This window comes from Bacillus sp. FSL K6-3154 (assembly GCF_040869395.1).
In the GTDB taxonomy this organism is placed as follows: Bacteria; Bacillota; Bacilli; order Bacillales; family Bacillaceae; genus Bacillus; species Bacillus safensis.
Window position 1 is genome coordinate 2,072,219 of sequence record NZ_CP152033.1, and the last position, 23,176, is coordinate 2,095,394.

Here is a 23,176-nt window from a genome sequence, read left to right on the forward strand (position 1 = left end):
GAAGAGACGCAGGAGGAAAAGGAACGATGCAAAAATTAATCGAAAATCAAGCTGAACCGATGACAAAGGAAAGAATCAAAGCAGACTTGGTTCAACTTGGTGTGAAAAAGGGCATGATTTTATGTGTTCATTCATCTTTATCATCAATCGGCTGGGTAAACGGAGGCGCTGTAGCCGTCATACAAGCATTGATGGAAACCTTAACAGAAGAAGGGACACTGATTATGCCGGCACAAACGTTAGAGCTTTCTGATCCCGCCGATTGGATCGATCCGCCTGTTCCTTATTCATGGTGGAAATCGATCAAAGAAACAATGCCCGCATTTGACCCAGCTTACACGACACCAGCAGCAATGGGAAAGGTGGCGGAAACATTTTGGAAATACCCAGGCGTGGCGAGAAGCAATCATCCCCATTTTTCATTCACCGCCTGGGGGAAAAGAAAACATGAAATTCTGCAACACCATGCACTTTCCTTTGGATTAGGAGAGCAGTCGCCTCTTGGCCGCATGTATGATCTTCATGCTCAAGTGCTGCTGCTTGGCGCATCATTTGAGAGCATGACAGCTTTTCATCTAGCTGAATACCGAATCCCTCAGCAGGACCTCATGACAAGAGGAGCCCCTATTTTAGAGAATGGGTGGAGGGTATGGAAAGAGTACCAAGATATCATCACAAGAGAAGAACTATTTGAACAGATTGGCCGTGATTTTCTGCAATCAGGAGGCATCCATCAGCACAATCAAATTGGACTTGCCAGTTCATATTTACTGCCCATGAGAGAATCGGTAGACTATGCGGAACAGTGGCTTGATCTATACGATCAGTCGTAATCTACACTGTTTGGAAATTTACATAATAAACGTCTTGATCAGGCTGCTGTGAGGTGTAGCAGGTAAGCTGATAGTTTCCTTTTGGAATGGAAAAAGACAGCACATTGGCCATGACGCTTGTGATATAAACTTGGTCACTTGTAAGCGTAAAGGGAACTGTTATGGCTCTATCAACCGAGACTTGGGGCTCATCGCTATTTAATGTCACAATAATAGACGCCTTTCCATTATTGATCCCTTCAAAGGAAACTCCTTGATCTCCTGTTGCAAATCCTTGAAGAATGTCCTCATCTGTCCAATCAATAACAGGTGGTGTTTCGCTTCCGGTGTATACCGTGATTTGGTGGTAGGAGATAGATAGGGAATAGGCTTGATTTAAGTGATTCATATAAAAAACTCCTTTATTTATGGATTTTCGTTGGAACGTGAATGGTTAAAGAGTGATTCTTGAGGAGAAAGTTAGGCAGCAAGACGATTGTCGCCGTCTTGCGCTATTTGGTGTGGGATCTAGATGTGAAATTGCGAGACCATTGCTTTTAAATCTCCTGCTAAATGGGCAAGCGCTTCTGATGAAGCTGTTACTTCTTCCATTGCAGCAAATTGTTCTTCTGTTAAACCGGCTACTTGCTGTGAATGTTCACTCGTTCGTTTCACGCCTTCTGTAATAGACGCAAAAGACTGTTTCGCATCGTTTGTATAAGCTGCGATTTTTTGTGATGCACTTGATAAATGCTTAATGCCATTCGCCATTTCTCTCATCGACTGCTGGATATCATGAAATGATTCCTCTGTATGAGAGATAAGTACAGCCCCTTGAGCCGCTTCCTCTCTTACTCGTTTGATGGCATTCGTCGAATGAGTCATCTCTTTTTGTATTTCAGAAATGAGATGGGAAATCATGTTTGATGATGCTTGAGATTCTTCTGCAAGCTTTCTCACTTCGTCTGCGACAACAGCAAATCCTTTTCCGTGCTCACCTGCCCGTGCTGCTTCAATTGCTGCATTAAGAGCTAGCAGGTTTGTCTGGCTGGCGATATCTGTAATGACTTTGGAAATATGATCAATTTCAGCTGAACGTGTTTCCAACGCTTGAATCGCTGTACCGTTTTCTTCAATTGATTTTGCAATAGACGTCATTTGTGAATGAACTTCACTGATATTGTGTACACCTTTTTGGGCCACTTCTTGTGCGGAGTGACTTCTTGAAGCCATTTGTCCTGCATTTTCAGTGATGTTTGCCAGCTCGTTTGATACTTGAATCATTGTGTGCTCACTGGCTGTCATTTGAGCTGATTGTTCTTCTGATGATTGTGCTACTTCTTGGATCGTGTGGGTGATTTTTTCTGACGCTGCACTCGTTTCTTCTGCGCTAGCTGACAGCTGCTCAGAGGATGTGGCCACTAATTCAGACGTGTTCATGACATTTAGAATGGTTTGATTTAATTTTTCACGCATCTTATTGAAATGGCCAGCCAGATCAGACAATTCATCACCAGCAGTATCCGTCACATTGATGGTTAAATCACCTTCGCCTGCACTCTTAATGGCAGAAGCCATATGCTTGAGACGTGCCTGAATCCGTTTAGTGAAAATAGAAATAATGATGACCGAAACGATCAGACTTAACAAAAGGACGATGACAAATTGTATATAGAATGACTGAAGCATTTGTGAAATCATGCTTTGATTGGCGCCAGTATAAAAAATACCAATTGTTTCGCCTGCTTCATTTTTGATCGGCATATAAGCCGTTTGATAGTCTTTCCCGGCAACATTTGCAGTGCCGTAATAGTTTTCTCCTTTATCTAAAACAGTGGTCTTCACTTCAGGAGAGACTTCTGTACCTACAGCTCGTTTCCCGTTTAACATGACATTCGTAGCAACGCGGGTATTTCCTTGAAAAATCGTGATTGTATCACCGGTATATTCGGCTAATTGGTCAACCAATGTGTCATGATCATTCATTTGCGTATTTCCTTTGAATAGCTTGTTCTCTTTAATCTGCCATGAGCCTTCTACTTTTTCATTCAGGTAGGCGTAGCCTAGTTTTAAATCACCTTTTGCTTTTTCAGTTGCCATTTGCTTGATGTTTTCTGTCATCTCGCGATTCACCACATAACCAACAACTGCGGAAAAGATGATGAGGACACTTAAAAAGATCAGCAAAATTTTGGCGCCAAGCCTCAGTTTTCCCTTTTTCTTCATGCTTTTTAACTCCTTTAGGTATAAGGTAGGATATCCCTCCTTAAGGATTATCGGCATGAAAAAAGTGTTTAAAATACCTGCATGCAGTCATGTGAAAATTTTTTTAATATAGAAAAGGGAAAGGCTGCTAATCAATGATAAATTGAATTCTTGTGCCGTCAGGATCATCCGATAATTGATGACTTACCCACGAGCCTGCGCCTCTATTATCAGAAGGGCGTACATATTTGACAGAAGCTCCTGTGCCTCCTTCTTTGCACATTGCCATTGGCCATTCGTCACGATCATACCCGCGCTTTGTTGGAACGCCATGTAATGATCGATCCCTTTGCTCATCACTATGTTTACGGTCAATTGTGCAAATGGATGAATGACCTTCATCAATGGCTTCTTCTATGTGCTTGGCTGTTTCGGGATAGCGGTCTGATGGAAAATGAATCGTTTTGTCATAAGATGAATTCGCTGTCTCTTGTTTCCCTTGCTCCAGCTGGATATAGCCTGTTGCTACACCAATAACAATCAATAAAAGCAAGAGAATCATTTTAAGAAGTTTCATAGGTGCTGGCTCTCTTTCTTGTTTGCGTATTTTGTAAACAGAAGTATAGCAGAATTACTTACCAATTTCTCCTGGTTTTGAAAAAACGCCTTTTAAAATTCAAAAAACAGATTTTACTTGATTTCTTGTTTTTCATTTTTGTAGAAATTCATAAAAATTTTAATTTTGTAGATCATAAAACGATTATGCTCATCCAAAATGGCTGTATCACTGCTTTTTGAGCTAATTTCAAGAATTTAACACACAGAAATTTCAAAAAAATAAAATTGACTAGACCGATCTGCTTTAATAATATGGAGTCAAATATCAAAAAATGTCGTAATTTATCAAAATATGATTCTAATTACATTGTAGGAGGGAAGTACAAATGGCGGATGTCTCATACCGGCTCGGAATAGACATAGGCGGAACATTTACTGATTTATCGTTGATAAATGAAGCAACAGGGGAGCTGACTGAACTCAAGACACCCACAGTGACTGATGACCCAGCCCAAGGTATTATCAATGGGTTAAATCTTCTAAAAAAAAGAGGTGTTGATTTATCCAACATCCAATACCTCGTTCACGGAATGACAATCGGTCTTAATACATTATTGCAGCGAAAAGGAGCAGATTTAGCCCTTTTTGTGACAGAAGGATTTCAAGATATATTGTCACTTCAACGTTTACGACTACCCATTCCTTATGACTTCAATTCTCGTTTGCCAGAACCATTGATACCTCGGAAACATGTATATCCAATCTCTGAAAGGTTGATACACGATGGTACAATCAAAAACCCTCTCCATCTGCAGCAGTTAGATGATGCAGTCCAGCATGTTATATCTAAAAATCTAGCAGGTATCGTCATTTCTTTTTTACATAGTTATCAAAACCCAGTTCATGAATTACAGGCAAAAGCCTATATCAATCATCATTATCCACAGTTAGAAGTCCTTACTTCATCTGAATTATGGCCTCAAATGAGGGAATACGAGCGTACAGTGATGTCTGTTGTTAATTTGTACATTCAACCAAAGGTGAAACAGTATTTGCAAACACTGAAAAGTCGTTTGAAGGAAGAAGGTGTACCAATTTCTCCATACATTACACAATCAAATGGTGGTTTAATGGATGCAGAAAGTGCGGCAACTTCGCCTGTTAAGACTCTCTTTTCTGGTCCGGCAGCTGGTGTCATCGGTGCGGCGAGAATTGCAGCATCAGCTAGTGAACCCAACCTGATCACTTTTGATGTCGGGGGGACGAGTGCAGATATCTCGATTATTCAAAATGGACAGCCTACAATGGCGCAATCAAATCAGCTTTCAGGCTTTCCAATTATTCTCCCATCTGTTGCGATGTATTCAATAGGAGCAGGAGGAGGTTCGGTAGCATGGATTGATCAGGGCGGACTTCTAAAAGCGGGGCCAGAATCAGTTGGCTCAAATCCGGGACCAGCTTCGTATGGAAAGGGAGAAAAAGCAGCTTTAACTGATGCGTTTCTTATATGCGGTTATCTCAATCAAGAACGTTTTGCCGGAGGACATTTACAATTACAGTTGTCTGCGGCGAAAAAGGCCTTTCAGCCAATTGCTGAACAGCTCAACAAAACGGTTGAAGAGGCTGCTGACCAGCTCATTCAAGTAGCCGTAGCCAATATGTACACAGAATTAAGCAATGTGATGGAGCAGCAAGGATTTGACCCTAGAGATTTTAGTTTGCTGGCGTTTGGCGGAGCAGGGCCGGTTGTAGCGAATTTTCTTGCGAGAGAAATTCATGCGAAAAATGTGGTTGTTCCTCCGAGTCCGGGTACATTATGTGCATTAGGTGCTCTGACCGCTGACTTTATTCATGATGCGGTGCTGTCGAAGAAAATATGCTTACAAGACTATTCGATCAACCAACTAAAACAAGATTATGAGAAGCTGTCGCGAAAAGCGACTGATTGGGTCAGCCAGCAGGACATTCAGCATATCAATCAGACATCCATTCTATTATTAGCAGACGCACGTTATCAAGGACAGGCATTTGAGATTGAATTGCCATTATCGATTGATTGGCTAAAGCAAGAACAAGACATCCACCAACTCATTGAAGCATTTCACAAATTGCATCAGCGTCAATATGGTCATAGGGATGATCAGGCAAACATCGAGTTTACTCATTTGCGCGTTCGAGTCATAGGCGAGACGCCTCCGCTGCCTTTTTCACCTGTTCATGAAAGCAGCGGACAGTCTTTGAAACCATATGAATATAGACGAATCTTTATAGAGGAAAAAGAATACGAAGCATCGGTTTATAACCGGGATACTCTGTCAGTAGGTTCTATTGTAAATGGACCAGCTGTTATTGAGCAGGATGATACAACAACATTAATTTTGCCAAACTGGGCAGGCAGCATTGATCTATCAGGTAACTTAGTGATTTCAAAGGAGGCAGCTTTACATGAGAACTGATCCAGCAAAGCTTGAGATGATGCGCAGTTATTTTAATGCGATTGCATCAGGCATGGGACATGTCATTGAACGAACGTCATTTACGACCTTCGTCAAAGAATCTGCTGACTTTGCGACAGCATTAGCCACGCCTTCTGGAGATTTCTTTGTTTATCCGAAGACAGTGGGTGTGACGATCTTTTTAGGGCTGAGTCTAAAAAAAGCGATTGAAGAAAGCGGACCGATGCAGCCAGGAGACATTATCATCACTAATGATCCTTATACGACAGATGGTTTGGCGACTCACCTGCCAGATGTCCATATCATTAAGCCGATTTTTGTAGATGATGAAATCGTAAGCTATGCTTGGTCTTTTGTTCATGTCAGTGATGTGGGTGGACTTGTGCCTTCGAGTATTTCACCGACAGCAACGGATGTTCATCAAGAAGGATTAAGAATTCCGCCAGTAAAAATTTATGAAGGCGGGAAAGAGAATCAGGTCGTACGTACCTTTTTAAGAGCTAACAGCCGCGCTAGTCATCTAAATGATGGTGATATCAATGCGATGATTGCTGCAGTGAATACAGCAGATATTCGGTTAAAAGAAATGATTGAGAAATTCGGAAAAAACGAAGTGAAACAAGGAATGATAGACTTGCTGAAGCAAGCCGAGGATCGTGCTGGAAAGGTCATTGAAGCTATTCCGGATGGAACGAGTGAATTTGCTGATTATTTAGATGATGATATGATCTCAGGCGTCCCTATTCGGTTGAAAATCAAGCTAACGATCAAAGGGAAACGGCTGACGCTCGATTTTTCTGAGTGTGATCCCCAAGTAAAAACAGCCTTTAACCTTGTTACCAATGGTCAGAAACATTCCTTTCTTTATCAAGGGTTGATTAATTACATCATTAGTAAGGATCCTTTTATACCGATTAATGGTGGAATAACGTATCCAATTGACGTAATCTCTCCTAAAGGAACGCTGGTGCATCCAGAATACCCGGCTTCTGTCGGGATTCGACATTCGATTACGATGAGGCTGTACAATGTCGTGCTAGGCGCGATTGGTAAGCTGCTGCCTGAAGCAGTGCCGGCAGCAGGTGCAGGTCAATCTGCCATTGTGGTTCTCTCTGTACCTGATGATCAAACGGGTGGCAGGAAAATGTCCGTTGTCGAACCATTAGGAGGAGGTGGCGGTGCTCAAAATGGTACTGATGGAGTGGACGGTATTGATCATTCGTCAGGCTTTTTGAAGAATACCCCAATTGAGAGTTTGGAACAGCATATTGATATTCATGTTCACCGATATGAGCTTCTGCCGAATACAGGTGGAGCTGGTGAAAATCGAGGCGGACATGCGATTGGTTTGGAATTTGAAATGATAAAGCCTGAATCGATGGTGACAGCACGAGGAATGGAACGGATGAAGTTTCAGCCTTGGGGATTAATGGGCGGCCGAGCAGGAGCGGTTGGTGAGGTCAAGCTGATCACAGCTAATGGTGAGAAACAAGACCAGCCCAAAATAGATGTCTTGCGACTTGATAAAGGTGATATCGTTCAATTGATTTCACCAAGTGGAGGCGGCTGGGGGAATCCATTTGACAGGAAGAAAGAAAAAGTCCTTCAGGAAGTGGAAGCAGGTCTATTAAGTGAAGAAAGAGCGCTGCAGCAATATGGTGTGAAAGTATATTTAGACCAAAATGAATGGAAGATTGATGAGGAGCAGACGAGCAGGGTGCGTGAAAAGGTTAATCATTCTCCATCTACTGACGTGTGGGATTTCGGAGAACAAAGAGCAGCTTATGAGAAAGTATGGACGGACGAAGCCAGCAGTGAGCTTGCCGTTCAGCTTCGTTCCTATCCGGCTAATGAACGTACGCACTATAAACATGCAGTTCATCAACATTTCAGTCATAGAAATGAGCCGTTAACAAAGGAAGATATTACTCAAGCACTTCGTCAAATGAATGGACAAAAAGGGGGAAATGAATCATGAAAAGAAGATTAATCGCTATTTTTGCAGGGATCCTATCAATCGTTGTACTGCTGACCGCTTGTGGTGGAAATGGAAAGGATCAAGGCAAACAGCAGCAGACTGTGATTGTTGGCGTATATGGAGGCGATTGGGAAAAGAATATCAAACCAATCCTCGAAAAGTTTGAAAAAGATACAGGAATTAAAGTGCAAACCGTCTCTGGGGCGGATTCTGAATGGTTTACAAAATTAAAAGCGTCAAATGGGAAAAATCCACCATATGACTTACTAATCTTACAGCCTGATACGATTCAAAGAGGTATCGCGGCAAACGTTCTTGCGCCTATTGATGAAGATCAAGCGCCGAACGTCAAAAAGCTTTACCGTTCTGTCCAAAAGAAGCTTACTGTGAATGGAAAACAATATGCAGCAGGCTTTAGTATGGGGCAGCTTGGTATTGCTTATAGAAAAGACCTCGTCAAGCAGGAACCAAACAGCTGGACTGACCTATGGAGCAGTCAGCTGAAAGGGAAGGTAGCCATTTCATCTCCGACTTATTCAGCCGGTTTGCAATTTTTCTCTGCACTTGTTCATGCGCAAGGGGGGACAGAATCAAATCCTAAGGATATTGATAAAGCATTTAAAAGTCTCGCGCAGTTAAAAGGTCATGTTGCTGCTTTTCCAGATAACCCAGGATCGATTCAAACCTTGTTAGAACGTGGGGATGTTGCGGCTGTTCCATATTGGGACGGGCGAGTATTTGCACTTGAAGAAGAAGGAATGGATATTGGTTTCTCATATCCGAAAGAAGGTGCTGTTGCAGCTGTTGCGAGCTGGGCTTTAACGAAGGGAAGTCCGCATGAAGAAGCGGCGTACAAACTATTAAACTACTTAAGTGGAAAAGAAGCTCAGGAGGCTTTCTCGGAAAAATCTTATTATGGCATGTCGAATTCTGACGTGAAATACGATGACAAGATTAAGGGGAAAGTGAAAGTTGGAGAAAATTATTACAGCAAGCTGACGTGGGTAGATTATGAAACAGCGACCTCTGAGCTTGGCAATTGGACAAACCGATGGAACGAAGTATTAGGCGGAGGAAAATAGGTGATCGCATGAGTGGAATTCATTTAGAACACATCAGTCAGCACTTCGGTGAGCAGATTGCTCTCAACGATGTCAGTCTTACGGTGAATGAGGGAGAGTTTTTCTCCCTTCTTGGTCCTAGCGGCTGCGGAAAATCAACATTATTAAACATCATTGGCGGTTTTTTAGAACCAACAAAAGGCGTCGTCTATATTGGTGATCAGGATGTGACAGCTTTGCCGCCTTACCAAAGAAAAACAGGTATGGTCTTTCAAAGCTATGCACTTTTTCCACATCTGACTGTATTTGATAATGTGGCGTACGGGCTAAAGGTTCAAAAGAAAAAGAAGGCGGAAATTAAAGAGAAGGTGATGGAAAGCTTGTCTCTTGTTCAATTAGAGGCATTTGCGAAACGGATGCCCCACCAATTAAGCGGTGGTCAGCAGCAGCGGGTAGCGATTGCAAGAGCGCTGGCGATTCAGCCGTCTGTTCTCCTTCTTGATGAACCGCTCAGCAACCTAGATGCCAAACTAAGAAAAAACATGCAGACAGAGCTGCGAAATATTCAAAGGAATGTCGGGATTACAACCATTCTTGTGACACATGATCAAGAGGAGGCCTTAAGCCTTTCTGATCGGGTTGGAATTTTAGGAGAGGGAAGAATTCAGCAGATTGGGACGCCTTTAGAGGTGTACCGCCAGCCAAACAATCGATTTGTAGCTGAATTCATCGGACAGGTGAACATCTTTGAGGCCGTGTACAATGAAGCTGATGCGGCATTTACAGTTCCGAATGTAACCCATTCAAACGGTCAGCATCTTCAGCTGCAGGCTGCGGCACATCAAGAGAAGAGGGAAAAGCAACTGCTTATGCTGCGTCCTGAAAGAATCAGCATCTCTTCTGAGCGGGAGGAAGTAAAGCCGAACCATGTATCAGGCGTGCTGTCAGATGTGAGTTATATTGGGCATTCATTACGTTTGGTTGTGGGGCTTGATAATGGTGAAATCATTGTCCATGCTTCTGATGCGGCATTTCCCGAGTTGCCTGAAGTTGGAGAAACCGTCCATATCCATTGGCAGCCTGAAGATATCGTTTTCTTAGATTCGAAGGTGCATACGTGATGCGAATCAAGAAAAAGAATCAACGATTTCATTGGTTTATGCTGCTGCCAGCCTGTTTGTTTCTTGTAGTATTTTTACTAGCTCCTCTGGTGATGATGCTCGTTCTCAGTTTTCGCGATGTCGATTCGATGATGAATACATTACAAACGTATAGCTTTTCTCAATATATTCATGTGTTCACGACAGATGCATATGTAAAGGCGATTGGAAGTACTGTGTGGGTGGCTTTGCAGACAACGGTGATTTGTTTATTGATGGCATACCCCGCAGCATACGTGCTCGTCAAAGCACCTAATCCGCGTCTGCGGGCATTTTTCTATATCCTACTTGTGTCGCCGCTTTTGACAAGTGTTGTGATTCGGACATTTGCATGGATTGTTCTTCTTTCGCAAAATGGTCTGATCAATGGCATGTTACTAGATTTACAGGTGATTGAGAAGCCGCTCTCGATGCTGTGGAATATGAATGCGGTCATTATTGCCTATGTCCAAGTCATGCTGCCATTTGCAGTACTGCCGATCGCAACAAGCTTAACCGATATGGATCGTCACTTAAGACCGGCTTCTATGAGTCTTGGAGCTGGCCGGATTCGAACCTTTTTTCATGTCACCTTACCACTGACCATTCCAGGCATGGTGACTGGCGCGATCATCGTCTTCTCACTGGCAGCAGGAAGTTATATCACTCCGCTGTTAGTCGGCGGACGGATGCAGCCGCTGCTGCCGCTGTCAATTTATCAGCAGGTCATGCAGGTGTATAATCTGCCTCTTGCTGCGGCTATGTCCTTTACATTATTGGTTTGTGTGCTTGTGGTAGTCAGTCTATTAAGCTATTTATTGAAGCGTTGGGAGGCGAGGATGCATGCGTAAAAAGTCAATAGGTGACCGCTTGCTTTCCATCCTGATTTGGACTGCTGGGTCATTGGTTTATCTTTTTTTAACCATACCTGTTCTTGTGATCGTCCTATCTGCTTTTAGTCCAAATGCCTTTCCTGAATTTCCACCGACTTCGTTCTCTGTGCGCTGGTTTCATGAGGTCGTGTCAAATCCAGAATGGATGGAATCTCTTCGGATCAGTGTGATTCTGCTGTTCATCGTGACGCCTCTCACGGTTCTTTTAGGGACAATGGCTTCGTATGCTTTAGCAAGGCTTTCCTTTAAGGGAAAGGAGGCCGTCCAAGCTTTCATTCTGTCACCTCTCATGATTCCTCAGGTGGTGTTAGGGATTGCAATGCTTTACTTGTTTACGGCTATGGGTTTTACAGGGTCTTTGTGGGCGCTCGTCATTGGTCACGTCATCATTGGTTTTCCCTATGTGGTTCGAACGGTAGGCGTGAGTGTTTCGAATTTAGATCCGCGGCTTGAGCTGGCTTCAATGAATCTCGGCGCAGGACCCATTCGCACGTTTTTTCGAGTCACATTACCTTTGATTAAGCCGGGAATCATTGCAGGAGGGGTGTTTTCAGCTGTGACGTCATTTGGGGAAATATCGATCAGTTTGTTCGTTTCCTCTCCTCAAACCATTACAATTCCTGTCAGGACCTTTAATTACATTGAGCAGACCTTTGATCCAAGTGTCAATGCGATATCTGTCATATTTATTATCATTTCTATCATTGCGCTGCTCATTATTGAAAAAACGATTGGTCTGTCTAAGGTGATGTAAATATAATGAAGAAACAAGGAGTTGTCATTTGAAATGACAGCTCTTTTTTTTGTTGTTTTTACAGTAAAAAAATTCATTTTTTTAGGGAATATAGTTCTTAAGATTTAAGAATTTGCGGGGAACGCAAGGAGACCTCTATCCTACATTTTCGGTCATATTTTCAAAATTTAAGGGAAAATATGAAATTTTTGCGGTATTTAGTCGATTATTTTCGGTTGAACGCAACTATTATTAGTTATTTTCGGTAAATATCGTCAATTCTCACAGGATCCCTTCGGTATAACGCATGAATCTTTACACCCATTTTTCGGTGAAAAAAACAATATTTTCATATAAAGTGGACGTAAATAGAAAATATCTAAAAGAAAAGAAGAAAAAGGCAAATCTATGGAAACATAGAGACGCAAAGCCATGTCCTAAGGTAAATGATTCTTTTTTTGCTAAGGTCGGCAGGCTACCGAATGAAAATGGGAGTCCCTCCGTTTTATTCGGGGTGGGCTCCTTTTCGGTTTAACCGTCTATTTTAATGAAATAGACTTGGTTCTTTTGATATAGAGGGTGCAGGGTGAAATTGGTGGAGAAAACATAGAAGAGGCGGAGGATGAGAATGAATACAGTTTATTACCCCTTAACACATGCGCAAAAGCGAGTATTCTACACGGAAAGATTTTATCCAGGTACAAGTATTTCTAATTTGGGTGGATTCGCCAGGTTGAGATCAGCATCTGGTCTCGATCCTTCTTTGGTCGTCGATGTGCTTCAAGCGTACATTCGACAAACTGACTCTCTTCGGCTGAGGCTCGTGTATCGAGATGAAGAGGAGGAGCCTGTTCAATATATCAAACCTTATGAAAAACAGCCGATTCGCATGGAAAAGGGCTGGAGTGAAGAGGAAGTAAGGGTTTGGGCAAACGAGCAGATTCGTGAGCCAATGCCATTGATTGACAGCCCTTTGATTGAATTTACGGTGTTTCAAATCAGTGATCAAGAGTGCTGGCTGTTCTGTAAAGCACATCATATTGTCGCGGATGGTATTTCCATCATTTTAATGGGAAATCGCATTATTGATTTATATCATGACATGCTGCAAGGAGTAGACATCTCGCCAGTTGAGGAGATTTCCTTCGTTGATCACATCATGAGTGAGCAGACCTATGAATCTTCTAAACGTTTTCAAAAAGACCAAGCTTTTTGGAATGAGCAATTTGCTCATATTCCAGACTTCGCATCTTTAAAACCGCATAAGGGATACGAGATGAGTTTGCATGCGGAGCGATTTTCAGGGGATGTTCCAGATTCTTTAAAGGAGAAGCTTCGTGTTTTTTGTGAAGAACAGAAAGTCAGTATGCTTTCAATGTTTATGTCCACTGTCTATATTTACTTACATCGCTTTAGCGGTATGGAGGATGTCGTTCTTGGAACCTTTATGGGCAACCGGACGAATGCCAAAGAAAAAAAGATGATTGGAATGTTTGTATCGACGATTCCAATGCGTGCATCTGTTCAAGGGTCGCAATCGTTTCTTGATTTCGTAAAACAGGTCATGGCGGATCAAATGAAGATCTTGCGACACCAAAAGTACCCTTACAATTTGCTCATGAATGATTTGCGGGAAAGAGAAGGGTTTACAGGACGCCTTTTTGATATTTCTTTAGAGTATCAGGTGATGCAGTGGCAGAAAAAAGAGAATCTGTCGTTCATTACTGAACCGATTTTTAGCGGGAGCGGAATGAATGATATTTCAATCCATGTGAAAGACCGCTGGGATACTGATACATTGACCATTGATTTGGATTACCGTACAGATGTATTCACAGAAGAAGAAATGAGTAAGATGTTTGATCGATTCTTGATATTACTAGAAGCGGCCGTCTCTCAGCCTGATCAGCTGATCGGGACACTGCCTTTACTTTCAGCAGGTGAACAAAAGGAGCTGCTGCAATTATCTGAAGGAGAATCGTTTGAAAGGCCAGCCGCAAAACCGGTTCATCACCTGTTTGATGAGACAGCCAACAAATATGCAGACCGGACAGCCGTTGTAGCAGAAGATGGAACAATTACTTATGGAGAGCTGCAACAACAGGCAGAAAAGCTGGCACGTTTTTTACAAATGAAAGGTATCTCACGTGATGTGCCTGTTGCTGTTTTGATGGAGCGGAAGACAGATGCCATGGCAGCAGTCTTCGGCATACTAAAGGCTGGCGGGGCATATGTACCAATTGATCCGGCATTACCTGAGGAGCGCATTCAATTTATTGTGGAGGATTCAGGTGCTTCTATTGTGTTAACAGAGGAATCGTTCATTCAAGATTACCCAGCCCTTTCGGAAAAATTGATCGTGCAGCAGCAAATATTATTAGATGATGGCCGGCTGCCTGAGCTTGTAGATCAGACGGCGCCGGATGATTTAGCCTACATGATTTATACATCGGGTACAACTGGAAAGCCGAAGGGCGTCATGATTGAGCATCTTCAGCTTCATCATTTGGTCCATGCTTTGCATCATGAGATTTATCAAGGGGCGAATGAGCTACAAATGGCGCTTCTAGCCCCATTCCATTTCGATGCATCGGTCAAACAAATCTTTGCTGCCCTTTTATTTGGACATACGCTTCATATCATCCCGCGAGAAACGACGAGAAATGGCATGCAGCTAGCGGCTTATTACAGAAAACATCAAATTGAAGCGGCAGATGGAACACCGGCGCATGTGCAGCTTTTACTTGCTGCGGATTTGGACGGGCTGTCATTGACGCACATGTTGATTGGGGGAGAAGCGCTGCCTGCGAAAGCAGCACGTTCACTCATTGAAGCAGTTCGTATGAGTCAGCCTGATTTTACTCTGTGGAATGTGTATGGTCCAACTGAGACGTGTGTGGATGCGGCGGTGCATCGTCTAGATCTCAGTGAGCTGAGCGAATCAACTGAACAGCGTTATGTGTCGATTGGAAAACCGCTTGGTCATCATCGTGTTTATATTTTAAATGAATATGATCAATTACAGCTGCATGGGGCTGCTGGAGAACTGTGCATTGCCGGTATAGGTGTTGGGCGAGGCTATGTGAATCAGCCTGAATTGACGGAGAAGGTATTCACAGCAGATCCGTTTTCTCCGCATGAGCGGATGTATCGAACGGGGGATCTAGTCAGATGGCTTCCGAATGGCACGATTGATTATCTTGGCAGAATGGACGATCAAGTGAAAATAAGGGGTTACCGGATAGAAACAGGCGAGATTGAAGCTGTGATGGAGCAGGTAGATGGAGTTGATAAGGCTGTCGTGCTAGTGGTTGACGAAGCGGATGGAGAAAAGGCGTTAAGTGCTTATTATCAAGCTCGTCATGAAGGAGTGTCTGTTGACATGCTGCATGCGGCTATCAAACATCAACTTCCAGCGTACATGATGCCTCTTTATTTCAAAGAGCTCGATGCTTTTCCACTCACAGTCAGCGGCAAAGTCGACCGTCGTGCACTTGCTGCGTTAAAAGGTGATAGAGCGGTACATGCTGTTTATACGGCACCTAGAAACGATATAGAAACGAAGCTTGTTCATTTGTGGGAAGACATTCTTGATCAAGAGAAAATCGGTGTATATGATTCTTTCTTCGATCGAGGCGGGCATTCGCTCAAAGCAATGACCGTACTTACCAAGGTTCAGCGAGACTTTGAAGTGGAGGTGCCGCTCTCCGTTTTATTTGAACAGCAGACAATTGCTGCTCTAGCTGCTTATATTGAGCAAGCAGATAAGTCTTCTGAAACGGTGATACCAAAAGCGCCGGCTGCTGATCATTATCCATTGTCGCCTCCACAGCAGCGCGTATATATGGTGAGTCAATTGGAGCAAAGCACTGCATATCATATGCCTGCTGTTGTGAGGTTAAAAGGAACTCTGCAGCTTGAGAAGCTGACTGAAGCCTTTGACAGACTGATCTCACGTCACGATGTGCTGCGCACTTCTTTTCATACGATAAAAGGTGTTCCTCGTCAGCGGATCGTTTCATCAGTGTCCTTTCAAATAGAACAGCTGACAGGCGGTACGATGGAAGAAAACATGCAGCAATTTGTCAGACCTTTTGATCTTGAGTGTGCGCCGCTTCTTCGAATTGGTTTGCAGTCATTGCATGATCAGGAGCATTTGCTCTTTTTCGATATGCATCATCTGATTTCAGATGGTCTTTCGATCGATTTGATGCTGCGTGAGCTGTCAGATGCTTACGAGGGATCGGTTAAAGCACCATTGAAGCTTCAATATCAAGATTATGCTGTTTGGCAGCAGCACCAAGGCTTTCAAAAAGAAGAGGCATTTTGGCTGCAAGAATTTTCGGGTGATATTCCTTCTTTACAGCTGCTGACCGATTATCAGCGTCCAGCTGTCCAGTCTTTCGCAGGTGATCGTGTCATCAAAGAAATAGATGAAGCGTTAAAGAATCAATTACAGGAGCTTGCAGCAAACCATCACACGACACTGTATACGGTCTTGCTTTCTGCTTACTATACATTGCTTGCCAAATATACAGGTCAAAAGGAATTCGTGGTCGGAACACCGGCGGCAGGGCGTGTGCATACAGATTTGAATGACATGATCGGTATGTTTGTCCAGACACTTGCTTTGCGGTCTGAGGTAGATCCGAATGGAACCATGTCTCAGCTGATTGAGCAAGTAAAGAAAAAGACAATGCAGGCATTTGAGCATCAGCAATATCCATTTGAACGGCTGCTTGAAAAGCTGAATGTGCCAAGAGATTTTAGCCGTCATCCATTGTTTGACACCGTCTTTACACTCGCGCCGGATCATGGAGCATCTCAGCATATTGGAGATATGCTGGTCGAGGTTGAAGAAACCAATTTCCATATTGCGAAATTTGATTTAACACTGCAAGCGATGGAGTCAGATCAAGGTTTATCCTTTGTACTTGATTACAGTACGGCGCTATTTAAACGAAGTACGGCAGAGCAGATGATGAAACATTATGTTTATCTGCTAGAGCAGATGGTTCAAGCGCCGCAGGAAGCTATTCAATCCTATCGATTACTGTCTGAACAAGAAGCAGAAGCTCAGTTAAATAGGTGGAATCCGTTACCTTCGCCTTATCCAGCAGAAGAAACCATTGTAACGGAGTTTGAAAAACAGGTGCAGCAGCATGGTCATCAGCCTGCATTGCAATGTGAAGATGTGGTTCTTTCTTATCAAGAGCTGAATGACCGAGTGAATCAGCTGGCTCATTATTTGCGTGAAAATGGTTTTAAAAAAGGGATGAAAGCGGCCTTATTCTTTGAACGATCCAATGAAATGGTGCTCTCTGTTCTGGCTGTGCTTAAGGCTGGCGGTGTCTATGTACCAATTGACCCCGATTTCCCTGATGAGCGCGTGAAGCACTTTTTAACAGACAGCGGTGCACAATTTTTACTGACACATCAAGTGCTGCGCCATCGCTCGGTGCTCACTGCATTTGAGGGAACCATCATAGAAACAGAAGATCAAGCGATTGCTCAGCAGTCAGACAGCCCTATAGATGCTCATATTTTACCTGAGGACTTGGCGAATTTGACCTATACATCAGGTACAACCGGTAAGCCTAAAGGAAATATGGTAACACACCGGAACATTTTGAGAACGGTGAAGCAATCGAATTATCTCACCATCCATCCTGAAGACACGGTGATGAGCCTCTCAAACTATGTATTTGATGCCTTTATGTTTGATGTGTTTGGTGCATTATTAAACGGAGCGAAACTCATTGTTCTGCCAAAGGATCATATTTTAAACATGAATGAGCTTTCTGGAGCGATTGAGAAGGAAAAAGTCAGTATTTTAATGATCACAACAGCTCTTTTTCACTTACTCATCGACATGAAAAAAGACAGCCTGAAAAACGTAAGAAAAGTGCTGTTTGGCGGAGAGCGAGCTTCTGTGCCTCATGTAGTGACTGCACTTGAGACAGTTGGGAAAGACAAGCTTGTTCATATGTACGGACCTTCTGAGAGCACAATTTTCACCACATATTATCCTGTGAATCATATTGAGAAGCAGGCGTTATCTATCCCAATCGGAAAGCCAGTGAGTCAAACGGCTGTTTATATTGTAGATGAGTTTGGACATGTTCAGCCGCCGGGTGTGGCGGGAGAGCTATGTGTCGCTGGTGATGGACTGGTGAAAGGATATTATAAGCAGCCAGAACTAACAAGCGAAAAGTTTGTCAACAATCCTTTCCGTCCTGGAGAGGCCATGTATAAAACGGGCGATCTTGCACGCTGGCTGCCGAATGGAGATATTGAATTCATTGGACGGATCGATCATCAAGTGAAGATTCGCGGACAGCGTATCGAGCTTGGGGAAATTGAACACCAGCTGCTGCGGCATCCTCAGGTGAAGGAAGCTGTCGTCATTGCTGCTTCGAATGACACCTTATGTGCGTATTTCACAGCGGAAGGATCTGTTTCATTATCTGATTTGCGCGAGCAAGCAGGACGTGAACTGCCTGTATATATGATGCCGGCATTTTTCATGCAATTAGACGAGCTTCCTTTGACGAATAATGGCAAGGTCGATAGGCGAGCGCTGCCGACACCTGATCTCAGTGAGCAGGGGGCAAATGAATACACCTCTCCTCAAACAGAAACAGAGCGTCTACTGGCGAACATTTGGGAGGAAGTTCTTGAAGTGCCGCGAATCGGCAGGCACGATCATTTCTTTGAATGCGGGGGCCATTCGCTGCGCGGCATGAAAATGCTGAACAGGCTATATGAAGAGATGCAGGTGGAGCTCACATTGAAGTCTTTATTTGAATCCCCAACATTAGAAGCGTTCGCCCTTGCGGTTGATCAAGCGGATCAAACGGAGATCAAGCGAGTAGAAGTTGCCAAAGAGGCGTCCTATTATCCAGTGACATCTGCTCAGAAAAGACTGTTTGTTTTGGAGAAAATGACTGATGCGGAGCAAAGCTATCATATGCCGGCTGCCTTAAAGCTAGAAGGAGCCTTTGATGAAAAACGATTTGAAAAGGCAATTGATCAGCTAGTCCAACGTCATGAAGCTTTCCGAACGAGCTTTGATTTTGTTCAGAATGAACCTGTTCAACGGATTGAAACAAATGTCTCTATAGACATTGAAAAAATTGAACAGAACGGCCGAGACATACAGGAATTAATGAATGACTTTATCAGGCCATTTGATGTAGAAAAAGCGCCTTTACTCAGAATAGGGCTGGTTTCCGTCTCCGTAAATGTCCATTATTTACTGATTGATATGCATCATATCATTTCAGATGGTGCGTCTGTTGGCATTTTAATTGAGGAGCTATCAGCCCTGTATCGAGGAGACAAACTAGAGGAATTACCTGTTCAATATAAGGATTATGCAGTTTGGTCAAAAAGTGAGGCATCTGCTGCGCAAAAAGCAGCTGAAGAGGCTTTCTGGCTGGATCAATTACAAGGGGAGCTGCCTGTACTGGCACTGCCAGAAGATCTGCCAAGGCCAAAAGTGCAAACATTCGCAGGAGATCGTGTCTCATTTACAATCGAAGGTTCGCTTAAAGCGAAATTGGACGAACTCGTTAGAGCGCTCAACAGTACGACCTATACAGTCCTGCTTGCTGGCTACAGTATTCTTTTGAGCAAGCTTTCAAGACAAGAAGATATCATCATTGGTTCTCCGGTTGTTGGCAGAACCCATCCTGATATTCAATCTGTGATCGGCATGTTTGTGAACACGTTGGCACTTAGAACAAGACCATCAGGACATCAGACAGCTGCTGAATTTGCTTCAAATGTTCATCAGCTTGTGTTAGAGGCAAATGAGCATCAGCTGTACCCATTTGAAGAATTGGTAGATCAGGTGCAAACGGTTCGCGACACAAGCCGTCATCCAATTTTTGACGTAGTATTCTCAATGGAAAATGCGGATATTCGTGATTTATCAATGGATGGGCTTCACATTGTTCCACAGCCATTCGAAGAGAATATTGCCAAATTTGATTTGACCTTAACTGGAAACGAATCCGCAGATCAAATTGAGCTCGTGTTTGATTTTAATTGTTCTATCTTTCAAAAGACGTCAATTGAAAAGTGGAAAGAATATTTTCTTCATTTGCTGGAACAAATGGTGTCAGCGCCAGATCAATCGTTAGATCAAATGCAATTATTGTCACCGCAGCAGCAGCAAAAACAGCTGAACGAATGGTCAGGTCCTGTTCTAGACGTCCCGTCAGATCAAACCGTTCATGCCTTGATTGAGGATAAGGCACAAGAAGCACCTCATCAAAAAGCGGCAACCTTCTGCGGAACGAGCTGGACGTATAAAGAACTGAACAGCCGGGCGAATGTAGTCGCTTCAAGACTCATCGCAAACGGCACAAAACCAGGCGGCCGCGTCGGCATTCTCACCCGCCCATCCCTTGATATGACAGCTGCTGTCCTTGGCGTTCTCAAGGCAGGTGCGGCATTCGTTCCAATTGATGCAGACTATCCAGCGCAGCGTATTGCATACATGCTAGAAGACTGCGGGGCAGAGGTACTTCTAATGCAAAAAGGGCTTACTGCACCACCTTCCTTTACAGGTCAAGTGCTGTTCATAGAAGATGCCGTAGAAGGAGAAGCTCACGAGATTCAGGTTCAGATCAAACCAACGGATCTCGCTTATATGATTTACACGTCTGGGACGACGGGGCAGCCGAAGGGTGTCATGGTCGAGCATCAGTCCCTTGTAAATCTTGCATTCTGGCACAATGAAGCCTTCCAAGTGACGAAAGACGATCGAACTGCGAAATATGCCGGCTTTGGCTTTGACGCCTCCATTTGGGAGATGTTCCCGACGTGGATCGCCGGCGCAGAGCTGCACATTATCGATGAAGCGATTCGTCTCGATATGATCAAACTCAATGCGTATTTCAATAAAGAAGACATCACCATTGCCTTCCTGCCAACTCAGCTATGTGAGCAGTTTATGTCAATGGACAACCATTCTCTACGTTATTTACTAACAGGCGGAGATAAGCTGAAACAGGTAAAGCCAGTCCCATACAAACTCGTCAATAACTACGGTCCAACTGAAAATACAGTCGTAGCGACAAGCGGAATGATCGATCCAGAACAAGGCACGATTCCGATAGGAACAGCCATTGCCAATACACGTTTTTACATCATGGGTTCTTTATACGACCTGTCGCCGCCAGGCGTACCAGGTGAGCTCGTGATCGCAGGAAAAGGACTGGCAAGAGGCTACTGGAATCTTCCAGATGAAACCGACAAACGATTTGTCCCAGATCCATTTTATCCAGGCGAGCGCATGTACCGCACAGGCGATCTAGTGAAATGGACAGAGGATGGAGAGCTGATTTATCTCGGCAGAATAGACCATCAGGTCAACATCCGCGGCTTCCGTATTGAGCTGTCAGAAATTGAAGCCCAGCTCCTGACGCTGGATTCGGTCAAAGAAGCCGTCGTGACAACGGTCAAAGATGCGAGTGATCAAGATGCACTTATCGCTTATGTCATCGCGGCTGAAGAAACAACAACCCTGAAAGAAAGCCTAAAACGAACGTTGCCTGAATACATGGTGCCATCATGGATCATAAAACTAGACCAATTTCCAATGACGGCCAATGGAAAGGTCGATCTGAAAGCATTGCCAGCTCCTGATATCGAAGCGAACCAAACGGTATACGAAGCACCAAGAGACGAAGTGGAAACACTGCTTTGCGGCATTTGGGAAGATGTCCTTGGCGTTAGCCAAGTCGGCATTCATGATCACTTCTTCTTCCTTGGCGGAGATTCGATTAAAGGTATCCAAATGGCAAGCCGACTCACGCAAGCAGGCTGGAAGCTCGATATGAAACTTCTATTCCAGTATCCGACCATTGCGGAGCTTCGCCCATATATTGAAGAAGCCGATCTTCTCACAGCCGACCAATCACCTGTCAAAGGAGAAGTCATATTAACACCGATTCAACGCTGGTTCTTTGAACGAAACTTTACGAATCAGCATCAATGGAACCAATCGATGATGCTTCATGCGCCAAATGGTTTAAATGAGAAAAACGTTCAGCAAGTACTGGAGCAGCTCATGATTCATCATGATGCATTGCGAATGGTGTATCCACTCGAAGAAGGGCGCGTCATCCAGCGTCATCGAGGAATCGAGGAAAATAATGTTGCAATTGATGTGGTGGAAGTAAAAGGAGAGCTGTCGCAGCAGATCCAGCAAGTAGAAAAGCTGGCAAATGAAGTGCAGGCGAGTATGTCGTTAACGGAGGGACCACTAGTGAAACCTGCCATTTTCCGAACAGATCAAGGAGATCATTTATTGCTCGCTGTACACCATCTTGTCATTGATGGTGTGTCATGGCGCATTTTCCTTGAAGATTTCATGGCTCTTTATGAACAGTCGAAGCGCGGGGAAACTCTTACCCTTCCTGAAAAAACACACTCCTTCCAAGAATATGCCCAGAAGCTGACTGAATACGCTGTGTCAGATGAGCTGCTATCGGAAAGAGAGTATTGGAAAAAGTTGCTTGCACATTCCGTTTCTCCGCTTCAAAAGGATCATGTCACGGAGGATCAACGAATGCTTCATACACAGACCATTCGTTTTGCATTGTCTGAAGAGGAAACACGCAGTCTGTTGACGGATGTACATGAAGCCTACCAAACAGAAATCAATGATATTTTGCTGACGGCATTAGGATTGTCCATGAAAGAGTGGACAGGTGAAGACAGACACTTTATTCATCTTGAAGGGCACGGGAGAGAGGACATCCTCCCTGCGGTTAATGTATCACGGACCATCGGCTGGTTTACTAGTATGTATCCTGTGTTATTGGATATGTCGCATGCAGACGATCTTTCTTATCAGATCAAGTATTTAAAAGAGGAACTCAGACACATTCCGAACAAGGGCATCGGCTATGGCGTTTTAAAATACTTAACGCCTGACAAGATGAAGGACGATATCGATTTTCAAGTCACACCAGATATCAGCTTTAACTATCTTGGTCAGTTTGATGAACAGATCGGCGGCGGTGAATTGAGGCGTTCTCCATGGCATGCAGGACAATCGCTGAGCCCTGAATCTGAGAAACCTCATGCGCTGGATATTGTTGGTTTCGTAGAACAAGCCATGCTCCATGTGACGATTTCCTATCATCACCTTGAATTCGAAGAACGTACGATCGAACAGTTTAAGGAACTCTTAGAAAAGAATGTGAAGGCACTGATCTCACATTGTCTATCACAGGATGAGAGTCAGATCACACCTAGTGATGTGGGGGATGAGGATCTCACTATGGACGAACTTGAAAAGCTAATGGATCTATTTTAAGCAAAA

At 43.7% G+C, this 23,176-nt stretch carries 11 protein-coding genes and 1 riboswitch; of the genes, 8 read left to right on the forward strand and 3 right to left on the reverse strand.

Translation table 11 applies throughout. The features are described from left to right. The first annotated feature begins 26 nt into the window (after positions 1-26). Positions 27-833 carry an aminoglycoside N(3)-acetyltransferase gene (locus MHH61_RS10820; RefSeq protein ID WP_025092812.1) on the forward strand — a complete coding sequence of 269 codons (807 nt, stop codon included), beginning with the start codon at positions 27-29 and terminating at the stop codon, positions 831-833. Between the two features lies 1 nt (position 834). Here the strand turns inward: MHH61_RS10820 and MHH61_RS10825 are convergent, their stop codons facing one another. From MHH61_RS10825 to MHH61_RS10835, 3 genes are all read right to left on the reverse strand, one after another. Continuing rightward, a complete protein-coding gene (locus MHH61_RS10825; RefSeq protein ID WP_024427268.1) occupies positions 835-1,221 on the reverse strand; it encodes a competence protein ComJ in 387 nt (128 codons plus the stop codon). A gap of 119 nt (positions 1,222-1,340) precedes the next feature. After that, positions 1,341-3,038 (reverse strand): methyl-accepting chemotaxis protein, encoded by a 1,698-nt coding sequence (locus MHH61_RS10830; protein WP_098677314.1) that lies wholly within the window; start codon positions 3,036-3,038, stop codon positions 1,341-1,343. A gap of 127 nt (positions 3,039-3,165) precedes the next feature. Continuing rightward, entirely contained in the window at positions 3,166-3,594 is a 429-nt protein-coding gene (locus MHH61_RS10835) for a NucA/NucB deoxyribonuclease domain-containing protein (RefSeq protein ID WP_024424305.1), read from the reverse strand. A 367-nt stretch (positions 3,595-3,961) separates the two neighbouring features. On the opposite strand from MHH61_RS10835, the gene MHH61_RS10840 reads away from it, so the two are divergent. From MHH61_RS10840 to MHH61_RS10870, 7 genes are all read left to right on the forward strand, one after another. Further along, the gene (locus MHH61_RS10840; RefSeq protein WP_125587106.1) at positions 3,962-6,031 is read left to right on the forward strand and encodes a hydantoinase/oxoprolinase family protein; all 2,070 of its coding nucleotides are present in this window, start codon (positions 3,962-3,964) and stop codon (positions 6,029-6,031) included. Next, positions 6,021-8,009: a hydantoinase B/oxoprolinase family protein gene (locus MHH61_RS10845; RefSeq protein ID WP_125587105.1), complete on the forward strand. Its 1,989-nt coding sequence runs from the start codon at positions 6,021-6,023 to the stop codon at positions 8,007-8,009. Before MHH61_RS10840 ends, MHH61_RS10845 begins: the two co-directional genes overlap by 11 nt. Further along, positions 8,006-9,091: a PotD/PotF family extracellular solute-binding protein gene (locus MHH61_RS10850; protein WP_024427273.1), complete on the forward strand. Its 1,086-nt coding sequence runs from the start codon at positions 8,006-8,008 to the stop codon at positions 9,089-9,091. Before MHH61_RS10845 ends, MHH61_RS10850 begins: the two co-directional genes overlap by 4 nt. A gap of 8 nt (positions 9,092-9,099) precedes the next feature. Continuing rightward, the gene (locus MHH61_RS10855) at positions 9,100-10,191 is read left to right on the forward strand and encodes an ABC transporter ATP-binding protein (RefSeq protein ID WP_125587104.1); all 1,092 of its coding nucleotides are present in this window, start codon (positions 9,100-9,102) and stop codon (positions 10,189-10,191) included. Next, positions 10,191-11,060 carry an ABC transporter permease gene (locus MHH61_RS10860; RefSeq protein ID WP_024424299.1) on the forward strand — a complete coding sequence of 290 codons (870 nt, stop codon included), beginning with the start codon at positions 10,191-10,193 and terminating at the stop codon, positions 11,058-11,060. Before MHH61_RS10855 ends, MHH61_RS10860 begins: the two co-directional genes overlap by 1 nt. After that, positions 11,053-11,856 carry an ABC transporter permease gene (locus MHH61_RS10865; RefSeq protein WP_024424298.1) on the forward strand — a complete coding sequence of 268 codons (804 nt, stop codon included), beginning with the start codon at positions 11,053-11,055 and terminating at the stop codon, positions 11,854-11,856. The genes MHH61_RS10860 and MHH61_RS10865 overlap by 8 nt, the downstream gene beginning before the upstream one ends. Before the next feature lie 368 nt (positions 11,857-12,224). Then, positions 12,225-12,318, forward strand: a riboswitch (cyclic di-GMP riboswitch). 145 nt (positions 12,319-12,463) lie between these two features. Next, a complete protein-coding gene (locus MHH61_RS10870) occupies positions 12,464-23,170 on the forward strand; it encodes a non-ribosomal peptide synthetase (protein ID WP_164512174.1) in 10,707 nt (3,568 codons plus the stop codon). Positions 23,171-23,176: the final 6 nt, after the last annotated feature.